Origin of the sequence: Novosphingobium nitrogenifigens DSM 19370, from assembly GCF_000192575.1 — a bacterium.
Taxonomy (GTDB): Bacteria; Pseudomonadota; Alphaproteobacteria; order Sphingomonadales; family Sphingomonadaceae; genus Novosphingobium; species Novosphingobium nitrogenifigens.
In genome coordinates, this window is record NZ_GL876933.1 from 691422 (window position 1) to 706429 (window position 15008).

Here is a 15008-nt window from a genome sequence, read left to right on the forward strand (position 1 = left end):
CGAAAATCGGCACGCCATGACTCATGCAAAGAGGGGTGGGTCGCAAGTCATCCCAGCGCCATTCGAGCGCCAGGAGATGAGCGTGGAGCAGATCGACGCGTCGGTATGGGGTGAGCGGACGGAATTCACCAGTCCGGCTCTGATCAAACTCGACTATTTCACTCCGCCTGAGCACCTCGACCCTTACGTCACCACCTTTTTCACGATCCGCTGCGAAGAGCGGTTCATCACCGACGTGCAGCCCGCGAGTGTCGGGATCTTCATCGTTTTTATGCGCGGACGGGCGCAGATGCATGTCTGCGACGGGACCGTGCACGAAAGCCATCGCGCAACGATGATCACGCCGCTCGCGGCTGCGACGCGCGTGCAGATCGACGGGCCCTGGCACGCGTTCGGGGCGGCGATCTCGCCGCTCGGCTGGGCCGCGTTGACCGGCGGTGAATCCGCGGCGGAATGGGGCAACCGGATGGTCGATGCCGGAACCTTGCTCGGCCCGCAGATCGCAGCGCTGGGGGAAACGATCTCGACCCGGTACAACAATGGCCAGATCGGCGCGCAGGACATGATCGACATGACCAGCCAGGCTTTTGCCGGGATCGTCCGTCACGTCCCGCAGCGCCATGCCGAGGTGGTGAAACTGGTCGCCGACTGGCTCGGCTCGTCGCTGTCGCCCGATGTCGAGGATCTCTTCGCGCGCTCGCCTTATTCCCCGCGCCAGTTGCAGCGGCTGGTTGATCGCTATTACGGCCTCACGCCCAAGCAGTTGGCGCGCAAGTATCGTGCCTTGCGCGCGGCGACCTTGCTCGGCGATCCGGCAACCCCGGCGGAGCAGGTCGATCATGTCGCCGACCAGTTCTATGACCAGTCGCACATGATCCGCGAAATCCGCCTGTTCGCCGGACGCACGCCCGCGCGACTGACCCAGACCGATCAGCCGATGATGTCGGCCTTGCTCGACCTCAGGAATTTTCGGGAAGTCCGGCCCAAGGTGGCGGCGATGCCTGCCGGTCTGGGTGCTCCCGACAAGGGATAAGAGGTTGGGATCATGGTGTTGCGCGGCGATGCCTTGCACATGAGGATCGGGACTCCTAGATAACCGGAACGAATCAGTCCGATTTGCCGGACCTGATCCGTCGGTCCGGGCCGTCCCCGGTTTTGCAAGGGCACCCGGACGCGATGCGCCTTTCGAGCATGGCTGATTATGCTGTCGTGGCAATGAGCGCCGCTGCTCGGCGTTGTGGTCATGCGCGTGTCTCTGCCCAGCAGCTTGCCGAGGATACCGGCCTGCCGGTTCCGACCGTGCAGAAGCTGGTCAGCAAGCTGTCGGCGGCCGGATTGTTGCGGTCGGTGCGCGGTGCCGGTGGCGGCCTGACGCTGGCGCGCCCGGCGGCGGCCATTTCGCTTGCCGACATTGTCGAGGCGGTCGAAGGGCCGATCGCGATGGCCCAGTGCAGCGACAACAGCCGTCATGATTGCACGATCGGGCAGGGGTGCCAGGTGCGCCCTCACTGGCCCGCGGTCGATGCTGCCTTGCGTCATGCCCTCGCAGGCGTTTCCCTCAGCCAGCTTGCGGCCCCCGGCACGCAGGCTGCACCCGCATTGACGGTTCCCGGGCACGCTGTTGCCGATCTGTCTTCCGATATTCCCCCTGCCGTTGAGGTTGAAGTATGAGCAATGACCTGAAAACCCCGGATACGGCCGGGGCCGAAACGGCAAACCTTCCCTCGCAAACTCTTGAAGTCGAGACGGACGCTGCCGCGCGCGAGGCTGCGGCCCGCGCGGCCGACTATGAATATGGCTGGGTTTCCGACATCGAGCAGGAATTCGGCCCCAAGGGGTTGAGCGAAGACACCGTCCGCTTCATTTCCTCGCGCAAGAACGAGCCGGAATGGATGCTGGAATGGCGGCTCAAGGCCTATCGCCACTGGCTGACCATGCCGATGCCCGACTGGGCCAAGCTCAAGATCCCGCCGATCGACTATCAGGCGGCCTATTACTGGGCCGCGCCCAAGAGCAAGGATGGGCCCAAGAGCCTCGACGAAGTCGATCCCGAAATCCTGCGCGTCTATGAAAAGCTCGGCATTCCGCTGGAAGAACAAAAGGTTCTGGCCGGTGTCGAAGGTGCGCGCAAGGTCGCGGTCGATGCGGTGTTCGACAGCGTCTCGGTGGCGACCACGTTCCGCAAGGAACTGGAAGCGGCAGGCGTCATTTTCCGCTCGATCAGCGAGGCGATCCGCGAATTTCCCGATCTGGTCCGCCGCTGGCTGGGCAAAGTCGTGCCGATGCACGACAATTACTTCTCGGCGCTGAACTGCGCGGTCTTTTCCGACGGGACGTTCGTCTACATTCCCGAAGGCGTGCGCTGCCCGATGGAGCTGTCCACCTATTTCCGCATCAATGCGGAAAACACCGGGCAGTTCGAACGCACGCTGATCGTCGCGGACAAGGGGGCCTATGTCTCCTATCTCGAAGGGTGCACCGCACCCCAGCGGGACGAGAACCAGCTCCATGCCGCCGTTGTCGAACTGGTCGCGCTCGATGATGCGGAGATCAAGTATTCGACGGTGCAGAACTGGTATCCCGGTGATGCGCAGGGTCGCGGCGGGATCTACAATTTCGTGACCAAGCGCGCCTTGTGCCAGGGCGCGCGGAGCAAGGTTTCGTGGACCCAGGTCGAAACCGGTTCGGCGATCACCTGGAAATACCCCTCGTGCGTGCTCAACGGCGAGGACAGCGTCGGCGAATTCTATTCGGTCGCGGTGACGAACAATTACCAGCAGGCCGATACCGGCACCAAGATGATCCACAACGGCAAGCGCAGCCGTTCGACCATCGTGTCCAAGGGGATCAGCGCGGGCCATTCCAACAACACCTATCGCGGGCTGGTGCGCGTGGCGCCGCAGGCCGAAGGCGTGCGCAATTTCACCCAGTGCGACAGCCTGCTGCTCGGCGCGGACTGTGGCGCGCATACCGTGCCCTATATCGAAGTGCGCAATCCCACCGCGACGGTCGAACACGAAGCGACTACGTCCAAGATTTCCGATGACCAGATGTTCTACGCGATGCAGCGCGGGCTTTCGCAGGAAGACGCCGTGGCGCTCATCGTCAACGGCTTTGCCCGCGAAGTGTTGCAGCAGCTGCCGATGGAATTCGCGGTCGAAGCGCAGAAGCTGCTCGGGATCAGCCTTGAAGGATCGGTCGGATGAGCCTCGTCCTTGCGGTTCTGCTTTCGGGAATCATCCCGCCGGACTCGACGCCCGCGTTGCAGGCGGTCAAGACCTGCGACCGTACGGAAATCCGCAAGATGATCAGTGCCGAACCGCACCGGCGTACCGAATTTGCCGCCGCCGCCTATGCCGAGCAGCGGGCGATCGCGACCGAGCGCACCGCCTTGCTGTCCGGGCCGACGTCGAGCAGCCCTTCGGGGCAGGCGACTGCCGCCACGGCCATGGCTTCGGTCGATGCCCGCCAGCGCCAGCTCGACGATGCCAAGGCGACCGAAAAGCTGTGGCGCGACCTTTTCGATGAAATGCGTGCCGACTTTCTCGCCAATTGCAACGGCAACAGGCTGGAGCACTGAGCCAGCCCGAACCCGCCTTACCCCTTTCCCTCGATCACGGAAAACCCACTGCCCATGTCGCTTCTTTCCATCACCGACCTTGCCAACGAAGTCGCGGGTAAGCCCATTCTCAAGGGCCTGTCGCTTTCGATCGGAGCGGGCGAAATCCACGCCATCATGGGGCCCAACGGCGCGGGCAAGTCGACGCTTGCCTATACGCTCGGCGGCCGTCCCGGCTATGAAGTGACCGGCGGCAGCGTCACTTTCGCGGGCGAGGACCTGCTGGCGATGGAACCGCACGAACGCGCGGCGGCGGGCCTGTTCCTCGGGTTCCAGTACCCGGTCGAGATCCCCGGCGTGTCCACGGTGCAGTTCCTGCGCGAGGCACTCAACGCACAGCGCAAGACGCGCGGCGAAGAGCCCCTGTCGGGCGGCGCTTTCCTGAAACTGGCGCGCGAAAAGGCCGCCTTGCTGAAACTCGATCCCGAAATGCTCAAGCGTCCGGTCAACGTCGGCTTTTCCGGCGGCGAGAAGAAGCGCGCGGAAATGGTGCAGATGGGCGTGCTCGATCCCAAGTTCGCCATTCTCGACGAAACCGATTCCGGCCTCGACATCGACGCGCTGCGGATCGTGGGCGAAGGGATCAACGCGATCATGCGCAAGCCGGACAAGGCGGTGCTGCTGATCACGCACTACCAGCGCCTGCTCGACTATGTGAAGCCGGACTTCGTCCATGTCCTCGCTGCCGGGCGCATCGTTCGCTCGGGCGGTCCGGAACTGGCGCTCGAACTGGAAGAACAGGGGTACGAGGCGGTCGTCGCATGAGCGAGCTGGCAACTCTTCCCACCCGGCATGAAGAGGACTGGCGCTATGCCGACCTCGCCGCGCTCGAAACCGTCTGGCCGGTCGCGACCGAGACGCTGACGCTTGCTCCGGGCGAGCAGGCGACGCGGACGCTGGTTCTCGACGGGGACAGTGCCGTCGTGCGCGATCTGGCGGTGACGCTGGGCGCAGGGGCGGAATTCGACTTGCGCGTGCTTAATGCGGGCAAGGCCTATGGCCGCCTGTCGGTGCGGGTCGTGCTGGCGAAAGGCGCGCAGTTCCGCTTTGGCGCGGCGCAAGTCGCAGGCGGCGAACAGACGGTCGAGATCGTGACCGAAGTCGTCCATGCCGAGCCCGACGCGGTCTCGAACCAGATCGTGCGACAGGTCCTGGGCGGACGGGCGACCGGCAATTACCTCGGCCGCGTGCTGGTCGAACGCGGAGCCATCGGCACCGATGGTTCGCAGTCGGTGCGCGCCATGCTGCTCGATCGCACGGCGACCGCCAATGCCCGGCCCGAGCTTGAGATCTATGCCGACGACGTCAAGTGCGCGCACGGCTGCGCCATCGGCGAACTCGACAGGGAAGGGCTGTTCTATCTTGCCAGCCGCGGGCTTCCGCCTGCTGCTGCCAAGGCCCTGATGCTTCAGGCGTTCCTGTCCGAAGCCTTTGCCGGGGCGCCGGACGAGGAAACGCTGACCGCAGCGGCCCTGGCCGCGCTGGAGGACGTGCTGTGACCGATACCGCAACCCTTTCGCGCAGTGCGGAGGCCTTTCCCGGCCTGCGCACGCGCGACGGCAGCCGCTGGCACTATCTCGACAGTGCCGCGACGGCACAGAAGCCGCAGGATGTGATCGATGCGACGGTCCGCGCCATGGGCGCCGACTATGCGACGGTCCATCGCGGGGTCTACAGCCGTTCGGCGGACATGACGCTCGCGTTCGAAGCGGCCCGGCGCAATGTCGCGGCGCTGATCGGCGGACAGGAAAACGAACTGGTCTTCACGCGCGGCGCGACCGAGGCGATCAACCTCGTCGCGCAGAGCTGGGGCCTTGCGAATCTGGAACCGGGCGACCGCATCCTGCTTTCGCAGCTCGAGCACCATTCGAACATCGTGCCCTGGCAGCTGATCCGCGAGCGGACCGGTCTTGTCATCGACGTCTGCCCGCTGACGGCGGATGGCCGGATCGACCTCGACGCGGCGGAACGGATGCTGACCCCCGCGCACAAGCTGGTCGCCTTTGCCCACGTGTCGAACGTGCTGGGCAGCGTGCTCGACGTGAACCGCGCGGTGGCGCTCGCGCATGGCGTCGGCGCAAAGATCCTGATCGACGGATGCCAGGCGGTTGCCCGCCTGCCGGTCGATGTCGCGGCGATGGGCTGCGACTTCTACGCCTTGTCCGCACACAAGCTCTATGGGCCGACCGGGATCGGCGCGCTCTGGGCGCGGAGCGAACTGCTCGATGCCATGCCGCCGTGGCAGGGCGGCGGGTCGATGATCGACCGGGTGACGTTCGAACGCACCACCTGGGCCCCGGCGCCGCAGCGGTTCGAGGCCGGAACGCCGGCCATCGTCGAGGCGATCGGTTTTGCCGCGGCTGCCGATTATGTCCGCAAGGCGGGGCTTGCCGCCATTCACGCGCATGAAGCCGCTCTGGTGGTCAAGGCGCGCGCCGAACTCGGGCGGATCAATGCCGTGCGCCTGTTCGGGCCGGAAGAAAGTGCCGGGATCGTCAGCTTTGCGCTCGAAGGGGTCCACCCCCACGATCTGGGCACCATTCTCGACGAGGAAAACGTGGCGATCCGCGCCGGGCATCATTGCGCGCAGCCTTTGATGGATCATCTCGGCGTGCCCGCCACTGCCCGCGCCAGTTTCGGCATTTACAGTGATGAAAGCGATATTGCCGCGCTGGTGCGCGGGATCGAGCGAACCCTGAGGATTTTCGCATGAACGAAGAACCCAAGTTCACTGTCGAGGAAGTGGACAGCGTCGCTGCTCCCCGCCGCGCGGTGGTCGAAGACGCGGTCGAAACCCCCGTCGAGACGGCAGCCGAAAAGCTGGAACGCAAGCGCGACTACCTTGAGGGTTTCCTGTCCGTGAAGCCCGAAGGCGTTGCCCCCGGTGAACCGGGCGGCGACATCTATGAAGGTGTGATCGACGCCCTGCGCGAGATTTTCGACCCCGAAATCCCGGTCAACATCTATGACCTCGGGCTGATCTATGGTGTCGAGATCGACGGCGAGGGCCATGCCGTGGTAACGATGACGCTGACCACGCCGCATTGTCCGGTTGCCGAATCGATGCCGGGTGAAGTCGAATTGCGCGTCGGTGCCGTGCCTGGCGTGCGCGATGCTGAAGTCAATCTCGTCTGGGATCCGCCGTGGGACCCCCAGAAGATGAGCGACGAGGCCAAGCTCGAACTCGGCATGCTCTGACAATCCCCTGATCCGAACGGAACCGCCCATGGTCACCATCACTCGCCAGCGTCCCGCCCGCGAACGTCCCGCCGCCGTCATCCTGACCGATAGCGCCAAGGCGCGCATTGCGACCCTGATGGCCAGCGCGCCGGAAGGCTCGATCGGCGTCAAGCTGTCGACCCCGCGCCGTGGATGTTCGGGTCTTGCCTATTCGGTCGACTATGTGACGTCGGCCAGCCCTCTCGATGAAAAGATCGACACGCCCGGGGGCGTGCTGTTCATCGACGGCGGTTCGGTGCTCTATCTCGTCGGCAGCACGATGGATTGGCGCGAGGACGACTTTCAGGCCGGGTTCGTATTCACCAATCCCAATGCCAAGGGCACTTGCGGATGCGGTGAGAGCTTTACCGTCTGATCTCCTAGGCCTGCGGCGAGCGTGTTTCGCCGCAGGCCGTGCTCTGAGAGCCGGGATCACGCCATCGCGACGGCAATCCCGCTGCCCCCGCCATCAAGCACTGCGTCGATCAGCGGGGCGGGCAGGCTGCGGGTGAATTCGAGACCGACCCGCCGATTTTCGTTCCAACGTACGATCGCGCGGATTTCGCAGGCGGTTTCCCTATCGAGGTTGGCCAAATCGAGGCAGGCCAGCCTCAACGTGACGAACTGACCGGGACGCAACCCGGACGGAGCGGCAAAGGCAAGGCAACACCCGAGCATCGAGATGTCCACCAGACGGATGTCCGGGGAGGGCGATGCCTCTGCTTGAGGCGTGAAGCGGCGATCGCGGCGACGGTCGTCCTCGCCGGTGGAGACACGATGCCCGCGTCCGAACACAGGGTGGGGGACCAGGGGGCTCGGCGCGATTGTGGGCATGATCAGATCCCGTGTCAGATCCGGGGCGCGGGCTGCTCGTGCAGGAACGCGATCAGCGCCTGTTCAAGCGCATCGATCCGTCCATCCTGTCCGGTGCGATCATTGAGCCATTGCTGCTCGGCGCCGGTGACGACGAAATCGGCGCGTTCTTCGGCAACCCGGTCGCGCTTGGGCAGCCCTTTGCGCCCGAAACCGCTGCCACGAGCGGTGGAGATCAGGCCTTGCGGGCTGGATCGCACCATTTTCCCGAGAAACCCGCGCACGCCGCCGCCGCGCTGGGCCAGAAATTCGGTGTGGGCCAGTTCCTCTTCGGGTGTGGGCATCGATTGACCCTGCCACCCCTGGAGATAGTTGGCGACGCCCTGGACGAAGAGGGCTTCCCACTCCGGCGCATTCGCGGCGCCGAGCGTCGCGTCTTTCAGGCGGAACAGCAGGTCGGCTTCCTCGGCGCTGACCCGCGCCGGGCCGTTGCTTGCCGGGGCAAAGATCACGCGCCGAATGATCGCGCATTCCGTGGTGGTGATCCGCCCGGCGGCAAAGCGGTCGTCCTCCGGCTCGCCGTCTTCGCGGGTCGGGCCGAGCCCGGCAACCACCGCGCGTTCGACTTGCGCGAGGATGAAATCCTTGAGGCGAAGCGGCGCGGAATCCATCCGTTCGATGAGGTAGACCAGAAGTTCGAGATCGGCAGTCGACTCGATGCGCCCGTCATGCTCGATCCGCAGGAGCAGCCAGTCGGCCTGCGCGTCGGACAAGTGGCCGCGCGGATGGCTCGTCGTCATCAGGAATTCGGTGAGGGCCTCGACGAAGAAGCGGGTCCATTCTGCGCTCGGACGCCGGATACGATCGTTGAGTGCGAGAATCTCGTCGGCCCGCTCCGCCGTGACGTTGCCCTGGCTCCAGACCGCACGACGCAGAACTGCGACGGTGTCGTCGGCAATCGCGTCCCCGGTCATGCCGTGCCGGGCGATGTCGGCCAAAGCTGTCGTCGTGCGCGAAGTCATTGGATCCCCCTTACGTGGAATCCCATATCGCACGGGTTTGCTTAAGGCATGTTTACGATGACGACCCGCGCGACGGCGGCGCGCGGGTCGTCATCCCGTTCGGGATCAGCGCAAGTCGGGCGCAGTCGCTTCACCCTTGATCAGGGCAATCGCTTCGGCGAGCGGCAGCACTTTCTGCTGCTGTTCGCCAAGGCGGCGAACCGCGACAGTGCCTTCCTCGGCTTCGCGCTTGCCCACCACCAGTAGGAAGGGAACCTTCTGCAGCGAGTGTTCGCGCACCTTGTAATTGATCTTCTCGTTGCGGGTGTCGGCTTCGACGCGGATGCCTGCCGCAGCCAGGGTCTGCACGGTTTCCTGCGCATAGCCGTCGGCGTCGGACACGATCGTTGCGACCACGGCCTGAACCGGGGCCAGCCACACCGGCAGCTTGCCCGCGAAGTGTTCGATCAGGATGCCGATGAAGCGTTCGTACGAGCCGAAGATCGCGCGGTGCAGCATGACCGGGCGATGGCGTTCGCCGTCTTCGCCGATGTAGCTGGCATCGAGACGTTCGGGCAGGACGCGGTCCGACTGGATCGTGCCGACCTGCCAGGTACGGCCGATTGCATCGGTGAGGTGCCATTCCAGCTTGGGCGCATAGAACGCGCCTTCGCCCGGCAGTTCTTCCCAGCCGTATTCGGGCGTGGCAAGGCCCGCTGCCGCGACCGCATTGCGCAGTTCGGCTTCGGCCTGATCCCACATTTCATCGCTGCCGAAACGCTTTTCGGGGCGCAGCGCCAGCTTGATCGCGTACGTGAAGCCGAAGTCCTTGTAGATGCGGTCGGCCAGTTCGCAGAACGCGCGTACTTCCTCGACGATCTGGTCTTCGCGGCAGAAGATGTGGGCATCGTCCTGCGTGAACTGGCGCACGCGCATCAGGCCGTGCAGCGCGCCGTGCGGCTCGTTGCGGTGGCAGCAGCCGTTTTCATAGAAGCGCAGCGGCAGTTCGCGGTACGACTTGATCCCCTGGCGGAAGATCAGGACGTGCGCGGGGCAGTTCATCGGCTTGAGCGCCATCCAGGCCGCATCGTCCGACACGAGCGGGCCTTCGTCCTCGACATTGGGCACTTCGTCGGGGATCACGAACATGTTCTCGCGGTACTTGCCCCAGTGACCCGAGGCTTCCCACTGGCGGGCGTCCATGACCTGCGGGGTCTTCACTTCGCGATAGCCCGCCCCGTCGATGGCGCGGCGCATATAGGCTTCGAGTTCGCGCCAGATGCGATAGCCCTTGGGGTGCCAGAACACCGAGCCATGCGCTTCGGCCTGAAGATGGAACAGGTCCATTTCCTGGCCGAGCTTGCGGTGGTCGCGCTTGGCGGCTTCTTCGAGCCGGGTCAGATGCGCGTCGAGCTGCTTCTTGTTGAGCCAGCCGGTGCCATAGATGCGGCTGAGCATCGCGTTGTTCTGGTCGCCGCGCCAATAGGCGCCCGACACGCGCGTCAGCTTGAAGGCCGCAGGATCGAGCTTGCCGGTCGAGGCAAGGTGCGGCCCGCGGCACATGTCGAACCAGTCGCTGCCCGACCAGTAGACGGTCAGTTCCTCGCCTTCGGGCAGTTCGGCGGCCCACTGCGCCTTGAACGTCTCGCCTGCCGCTTCCCAGCGGGCGATGAGATCGGCGCGCGTCCACGCTTCGCGGCGCAGCGGCTTGTCGGCGGCGATGATCTCGCGCATCTTCGCCTCGATCACCGGCAGGTCCTCTTCGGTGAAGGGGCGCTCGGCGGGGGCGAAGTCGTAATAGAACCCGTCGTCCGTTGCCGGGCCGAAAGTGATCTGCGTGCCGGGGAACAGCGCCTGCACCGCTTCGGCCAGAACGTGGGCAAAGTCGTGGCGGACGAGTTCGAGCGCGTCGGCTTCGTCGCGGGCTGTCACCAGCGCGAGCGCGGCATCCCGGGTGAGCGGGCGAGTGATGTCGTAAAGCTCTCCATCGACGCGCGCACCGATGGCCGCCTTGGCAAGGCCCGGGCCGATCGCGGCAGCAATCTCCGCCGGAGTAGTGCCGGGCGCCACTTCGCGCACGGAACCATCAGGCAGGGTGATCTTGAGCACTTCCGACATTGTTGCAACTCTCTGATTGGACCCGCGGGAACCAAAGGGCGGGAGGCGGCCGCTTTGGCAGAAAGCGGCCAATTCCGAAAGGGGGGACAGCACCGGATCGGCCCGGTAGATCGGTAGGGTGGATCGATAGGGCGGATCAGATCCGGGTGCGTTTCGCGGCGCGCATTTCGAGCCATTGTGCGACAACCCATGCCGCGATCATGCAGACGAACGGCATGACCGGGTAATGAAAGCGCGATTGCCCGGAAAAGACGACCGCGATCGCGCTGGGATAGAGGGCTGCGACATGGGCGATGATCCACCAGTCGATCGCGGGCAATCCCGTTGCGCGCCGTCGGGCGAGAATCGCGAAGGGCGCCAGCACGAAGGCGCCGAGCAGCAGCCAGTAGAACGCCTGATTGACCGCGCGCAGGGCGAGAAAGGCACGGGGGGCCGCCTGCCATGCGGCTGAGCCGGTTTCATAGGCCCATTCGCCTTCGCCGTCCGGCCCCCACAGGCGCCAGAGTTTCATGGGGGCAAGCATGGCAAAGCGGGCCGGATGTGCGGCGATCCACGCTGTGCCCAGTCGTCGCGCTTCCCGGTCGCGGCCAAGTTCGTCGAGATCGGTGCGCGCTTCGAGTGCCCGCACCACCGGATCTTCGGGCGTATAGCCGCCGCGCGCGCTGTCGTTGTTGCCGGTGAGCAAGGTATAGCCCCCGTTGGTCGAGACCACGACCCATGCCCCCAGTTCGCGATGATTGCGCAAGGTCCAGGGCGCGATGGCAAGTCCGGCCACGCCCAGCACCAGCGCCGTGCGCCATGCAACGGGCAGGAACTGGCGCCGCATATCGCCGGTGCGCCACAGCGCGACAGCCATGATCGCCGGAACGATCACCAGCGTCTGCGCCTTGACCAGTGCCGCGAGCCCGAACACGAGCCCCGCCGCCACATTCGCGCGCCAGCCGTGACGGGCGACGAGCAACCAGATGCCGCTCAGGAACAGGGCCGTATAGACGACTTCGGTCAAGGCGAGCGGAACATAGAGGATGGCGTTGGGATAGATGGCGAACGCGAGCAGCCCGATCCGTGCTGCCAGTTCGGAGCCGCTCAGGCGCCGCCCGAGGTCGAGCACGAGCCAGGCCGACAGGGCCGCCGCAATCAGGTTGACGATGCCCACGGTCCAGATCGAGGCACCGAGCAGGCGAAAGGCGAGCGACAGGATCATCGGCCAGCCCACCGGCCAGAACGCCGTCGCCGCCCCGTGATTGTCGATATAACCCGCGCCTGTCGCCATCAGCGCCGCGCGGCTGAAATACCATTGCGCGTCGGACGTCGGCGTGACCGCGCAAAGCAGCATGGCTGCGCGCGGCACCATGAACAGCACGAACAAGGCGGGAAGCGCGCGGGGCTCCATCAGGAACGCGGTAAGTCTGGCGAAAAGACGGTCGAACATCGCGGGCATCTCTACACGACCCTGGGTTAAAAGCCGCGTAATGCTGTCGCGCCCGGGCAAAAGCCCCTTTCGCAAGGGCCCCGGGCGACCTAACAGGCGGTCATGACATCGGACCTTGCCCCGCTTGCCCGCCTTGTCCCCGACGAAGGCCCGAGCCTTGCCTATCGTCTCCTGCCCGGAACCGGCCCGACTATCGTGTTCCTGCCCGGCTATATGTCGGACATGGCGGGCAGCAAGGCCGTCGCTGTGCTGGAATGGGCCGCCGCGCGGGGGCTGGGATGCCTGCTGCTCGACTATTCGGGATGCGGCAAGAGCGAGGGGACGTTCGCGCAAGGGACGCTTTCACGCTGGCGCGACGAAGTCGTGGCGCTGATCGATCATTGCGGGCTCGATCGCGTGGTTCTGGCCGGATCGAGCATGGGTGGCTGGCTCATGCTGCTGATTGCCCGCGCGCTGGGCGATCGGGTGGCCGGACTGGTCGGCATTGCCGCCGCGCCCGATTTCACCGACTGGGGCTATGACACCGCGCAAAAGGCCGCATTGGCAGCCGGGGACGTCGTATTCGAGGACAATCCCTATGGCCCCGCGCCGACCCCGACTTATCCCGGGTTCTGGGCCGATGGAGAGGGGCTGCGCCAGCTCGACGCGCCGATCCCCTTTGCCGGACCGGTGCGTTTGCTGCACGGACAGGCCGATCCGGACGTGCCCTGGGCGATTGCCCTGCGCCTTGCCGAAGCAATCGGTTCAGCCGATGTGCAGATCTACCTCGTCAAGGACGGCGATCATCGCCTGTCCCGTCCGGGGGACATCGCCCTTTTGCTGACGACATTGGCGGGGCTCTTGCCGGATGGGGCGCAAGGACAAGGTTCATGATCGCGATCCTGCCGCTTTTCGCTCTGCTCCAGATCGGGCCGAGCCCGCACAATTTCGATCCTTCGCCGCTGCCCATCCCCGGGCACGAGCATCACGAAGCGCAATTGGCGGAAAAGCCGCAGAAGACGCCGCCTGTCGTCGATCCGCTGGCCGAATGTCTGGGCAAGGCGCGGATGGATTCTGCGTCCGGGCTTGCCTATGCGCGCAAGTGGCTGAGCGAAGCGCGCGTACCGTCGGCGCGCGTGCGGCCCGACCAGTGCCTCGGCATGGTCCTTTCCGATCAAGGCGATTTCAATGCGGCCGAAGGGGCCTTTGCCGACGGCGTCTCGGCCATTCCGGTGATGCAGGAAGCATCCGCCGTGCCGTTGATGGCGATGGCGGGCAATGCCGCGCTCGCCGCAGGCGGCAGTGCGCGGGCGCTGGCGTGGTTCGACCGCGCGCTCGCGGTCAAGGCTTATGACGACTATGCCCAGCGCGGCGCGATCTATGCCGACCGGGCGCGGGCGCTCGTCGCGCTCGGGCGGCTTGACGAGGCCGGGGCCTCGCTGACGCAGGCGCGGCGGCTGGCTCCCGAATATGCCGGCGCGTTCCTGCTTTCCGCAACACTCGCCCGGCGGCAGAAGGATCTGGTGAGCGCGCAGGAATTCATCGAGAGCGCGTCGCGGATCAATCCCCACGATCCCGCGATCGGCCTCGAGGCGGGGGTGATCGCGGTCCTTGCAGGCCATGACGAAGCTGCGCGCAAGTCGTGGTCCTCGGTCGTCTCGACCTCCCCCGACAGCCCCGAGGCGGAAACTGCGCGCGGCTACCTCTCGCAACTCGGCCCGGTTCCGGGGGGCAGCGGACCGGGTGGAGGCGGGCAACCCCTTGATCGCACGGCAACAAGCCCCACATCGGGAGCAGTATCCCCGCCGGAGCATTGAGATCCCATGAAACTGTCGGTGCTGGACCTTGTCCCCGTGATCGAGGGCGGCACCATCGCCCGGGCGCTTTCCGATGCTGCCGACTTGGCGCGCTGTGCCGAGGCGGCAGGCTATCACCGTTACTGGATCGCCGAGCACCACGGGATGGAAGGGATCGGCGGCGCGGCGACGGCGGTCGTCCTGTCTCATGTCGGTCATGCCACCTCGACGATCCGGATCGGGGCGGGCGGGATCATGTTGCCCAATCACAATCCGCTGGTGATCGCCGAACAGTTCGGCACGCTCGACGCGCTTTTTCCCGGCCGGATCGATCTTGGGCTCGGGCGTGCGCCGGGGGCCGACCAGCGCATCGCCCGCGCGTTGCACAAGGATGTGAACCGCACGGCCGAGGACTTTCCCGCCGACGTCGTCGAATTGCAGGCCCACTTTGCCGCCGACACGCGCCTGCCGTTGCTGGCGACGCCGGGGCAGGGCGCGCATCCGCAGATGTGGATCTTGGGATCGAGCCTGTTCGGTGCGCAGTTGGCGGCCATGCTCGGCCTGCCTTACGCGTTCGCCTCGCATTTCGCGCCGGACCATCTCGACGGTGCGATCCGGCTTTACCGCGAGCGGTTCGAGCCTTCCGCAACGCTGGAAAAGCCGCACGTCATGGCCGCGATCAATGTGCTGGCCGCGCCGACCGACGAGGAAGCCGTGCTGCTTGCCAGTTCGATGGACCAGTCTTTCGTCCGTTTGCGGACCGGCAATCCCGGGCGCCTGCCGCCGCCGGTTCCCGGCTATCGCGACAGCCTGCCCGGACCGCATCGCGCCATGCTGGAACACATGCGGCAGGTTTCGGCGATCGGCAGCCCGGCGACCGTGGCGGCGGGGCTTGCCGCCTTTGCCGAACGCACCGGTGCCGACGAGATCATCGTCGCGGGCGCGACGTTCGATCCGGCCATGCGTCGCCGCAGTCTGGAACTCACCATGGAAGCCGTGAGCGGCATCGTCGGCTGAACGGGAATGGGACG

The 15008-nt window shown here is 65.7% G+C and carries 16 protein-coding genes; 12 read left to right on the top strand and 4 right to left on the bottom strand.

Annotated features, from left to right (window positions below; translation table 11 throughout):
- Positions 1-76 precede the first annotated feature (76 nt).
- From Y88_RS13135 to Y88_RS13175, 9 genes are all read left to right on the top strand, one after another.
- On the top strand, positions 77-1033 hold the full coding sequence (locus tag Y88_RS13135; RefSeq protein ID WP_008070064.1) for a helix-turn-helix domain-containing protein: 957 nt from the start codon (positions 77-79) through the stop codon (positions 1031-1033).
- Between the two features lie 143 nt (positions 1034-1176).
- On the top strand, positions 1177-1671 hold the full coding sequence (locus Y88_RS13140; protein ID WP_008070066.1) for an SUF system Fe-S cluster assembly regulator: 495 nt from the start codon (positions 1177-1179) through the stop codon (positions 1669-1671).
- Positions 1668-3206 (top strand): Fe-S cluster assembly protein SufB, encoded by a 1539-nt coding sequence (gene sufB, locus Y88_RS13145; RefSeq protein ID WP_008070069.1) that lies wholly within the window; start codon positions 1668-1670, stop codon positions 3204-3206. Before Y88_RS13140 ends, sufB begins: the two co-directional genes overlap by 4 nt.
- Positions 3203-3580: a hypothetical protein gene (locus Y88_RS13150; protein ID WP_008070070.1), complete on the top strand. Its 378-nt coding sequence runs from the start codon at positions 3203-3205 to the stop codon at positions 3578-3580. Before sufB ends, Y88_RS13150 begins: the two co-directional genes overlap by 4 nt.
- Positions 3581-3634: 54 nt before the next feature.
- Positions 3635-4384, top strand: coding sequence for a Fe-S cluster assembly ATPase SufC (sufC, locus tag Y88_RS13155; RefSeq protein ID WP_008070072.1), 750 nt, complete (start codon positions 3635-3637; stop codon positions 4382-4384).
- A complete protein-coding gene (locus Y88_RS13160) occupies positions 4381-5118 on the top strand; it encodes a SufD family Fe-S cluster assembly protein (protein ID WP_008070074.1) in 738 nt (245 codons plus the stop codon). The genes sufC and Y88_RS13160 overlap by 4 nt, the downstream gene beginning before the upstream one ends.
- The gene (locus Y88_RS13165) at positions 5115-6332 is read left to right on the top strand and encodes a cysteine desulfurase (RefSeq protein WP_008070076.1); all 1218 of its coding nucleotides are present in this window, start codon (positions 5115-5117) and stop codon (positions 6330-6332) included. The genes Y88_RS13160 and Y88_RS13165 overlap by 4 nt, the downstream gene beginning before the upstream one ends.
- On the top strand, positions 6329-6817 hold the full coding sequence (locus Y88_RS13170; RefSeq protein WP_008070077.1) for an SUF system Fe-S cluster assembly protein: 489 nt from the start codon (positions 6329-6331) through the stop codon (positions 6815-6817). Before Y88_RS13165 ends, Y88_RS13170 begins: the two co-directional genes overlap by 4 nt.
- Before the next feature lie 28 nt (positions 6818-6845).
- Entirely contained in the window at positions 6846-7214 is a 369-nt protein-coding gene (locus Y88_RS13175; protein ID WP_008070079.1) for a HesB/IscA family protein, read from the top strand.
- Between the two features lie 56 nt (positions 7215-7270).
- On the opposite strand, the gene Y88_RS13180 is transcribed toward Y88_RS13175, so the two are convergent.
- The 4 genes from Y88_RS13180 to Y88_RS13195 all read right to left on the bottom strand — a co-directional run bounded on the left by Y88_RS13180 (position 7271) and on the right by Y88_RS13195 (position 12202).
- Positions 7271-7672: a PilZ domain-containing protein gene (locus Y88_RS13180; protein ID WP_232281066.1), complete on the bottom strand. Its 402-nt coding sequence runs from the start codon at positions 7670-7672 to the stop codon at positions 7271-7273.
- Between the two features lie 14 nt (positions 7673-7686).
- The gene (locus tag Y88_RS13185) at positions 7687-8673 is read right to left on the bottom strand and encodes a hypothetical protein (protein WP_008070083.1); all 987 of its coding nucleotides are present in this window, start codon (positions 8671-8673) and stop codon (positions 7687-7689) included.
- A gap of 105 nt (positions 8674-8778) precedes the next feature.
- Positions 8779-10770 carry a threonine--tRNA ligase gene (gene thrS, locus Y88_RS13190; protein WP_008070085.1) on the bottom strand — a complete coding sequence of 664 codons (1992 nt, stop codon included), beginning with the start codon at positions 10768-10770 and terminating at the stop codon, positions 8779-8781.
- Positions 10771-10906: 136 nt separating this feature from the next.
- A complete protein-coding gene (locus Y88_RS13195; protein WP_232281067.1) occupies positions 10907-12202 on the bottom strand; it encodes an ArnT family glycosyltransferase in 1296 nt (431 codons plus the stop codon).
- Positions 12203-12304: 102 nt separating this feature from the next.
- On the opposite strand from Y88_RS13195, the gene Y88_RS13200 reads away from it, so the two are divergent.
- Genes Y88_RS13200 through Y88_RS13210 form a run of 3 tightly spaced genes read left to right on the top strand, consistent with a single transcriptional unit; the run spans position 12305 to position 14994 of the window.
- A complete protein-coding gene (locus Y88_RS13200; RefSeq protein WP_008070088.1) occupies positions 12305-13075 on the top strand; it encodes an alpha/beta fold hydrolase in 771 nt (256 codons plus the stop codon).
- Positions 13072-13998, top strand: a complete 927-nt coding sequence (locus Y88_RS13205; RefSeq protein ID WP_008070098.1) for a tetratricopeptide repeat protein — start codon at positions 13072-13074, stop codon at positions 13996-13998. Before Y88_RS13200 ends, Y88_RS13205 begins: the two co-directional genes overlap by 4 nt.
- 6 nt (positions 13999-14004) lie before the next feature.
- Complete coding sequence (locus Y88_RS13210) at positions 14005-14994, top strand: LLM class flavin-dependent oxidoreductase (protein ID WP_008070100.1); 990 nt, start codon at positions 14005-14007, stop codon at positions 14992-14994.
- Positions 14995-15008: the final 14 nt, after the last annotated feature.

Bases quoted from the DNA above. Each gene is read 5' to 3' on its own strand.
- Y88_RS13135 (WP_008070064.1), top strand. From the start codon at position 77: ATGAGCGTGGAGCAGATCGACGCGTCGGTATGGGGTGAGCGGACGGAA.
- Y88_RS13140 (WP_008070066.1), top strand. From the start codon at position 1,177: ATGCGCCTTTCGAGCATGGCTGATTATGCTGTCGTGGCAATGAGCGCC.
- sufB (WP_008070069.1), top strand. From the start codon at position 1,668: ATGAGCAATGACCTGAAAACCCCGGATACGGCCGGGGCCGAAACGGCA.
- Y88_RS13150 (WP_008070070.1), top strand. From the start codon at position 3,203: ATGAGCCTCGTCCTTGCGGTTCTGCTTTCGGGAATCATCCCGCCGGAC.
- sufC (WP_008070072.1), top strand. From the start codon at position 3,635: ATGTCGCTTCTTTCCATCACCGACCTTGCCAACGAAGTCGCGGGTAAG.
- Y88_RS13160 (WP_008070074.1), top strand. From the start codon at position 4,381: ATGAGCGAGCTGGCAACTCTTCCCACCCGGCATGAAGAGGACTGGCGC.
- Y88_RS13170 (WP_008070077.1), top strand. From the start codon at position 6,329: ATGAACGAAGAACCCAAGTTCACTGTCGAGGAAGTGGACAGCGTCGCT.
- Y88_RS13175 (WP_008070079.1), top strand. From the start codon at position 6,846: ATGGTCACCATCACTCGCCAGCGTCCCGCCCGCGAACGTCCCGCCGCC.
- Y88_RS13180 (WP_232281066.1), bottom strand. From the start codon at position 7,672: ATGCCCACAATCGCGCCGAGCCCCCTGGTCCCCCACCCTGTGTTCGGA.
- Y88_RS13185 (WP_008070083.1), bottom strand. From the start codon at position 8,673: ATGACTTCGCGCACGACGACAGCTTTGGCCGACATCGCCCGGCACGGC.
- thrS (WP_008070085.1), bottom strand. From the start codon at position 10,770: ATGTCGGAAGTGCTCAAGATCACCCTGCCTGATGGTTCCGTGCGCGAA.
- Y88_RS13195 (WP_232281067.1), bottom strand. From the start codon at position 12,202: ATGTTCGACCGTCTTTTCGCCAGACTTACCGCGTTCCTGATGGAGCCC.
- Y88_RS13200 (WP_008070088.1), top strand. From the start codon at position 12,305: ATGACATCGGACCTTGCCCCGCTTGCCCGCCTTGTCCCCGACGAAGGC.
- Y88_RS13205 (WP_008070098.1), top strand. From the start codon at position 13,072: ATGATCGCGATCCTGCCGCTTTTCGCTCTGCTCCAGATCGGGCCGAGC.
- Y88_RS13210 (WP_008070100.1), top strand. From the start codon at position 14,005: ATGAAACTGTCGGTGCTGGACCTTGTCCCCGTGATCGAGGGCGGCACC.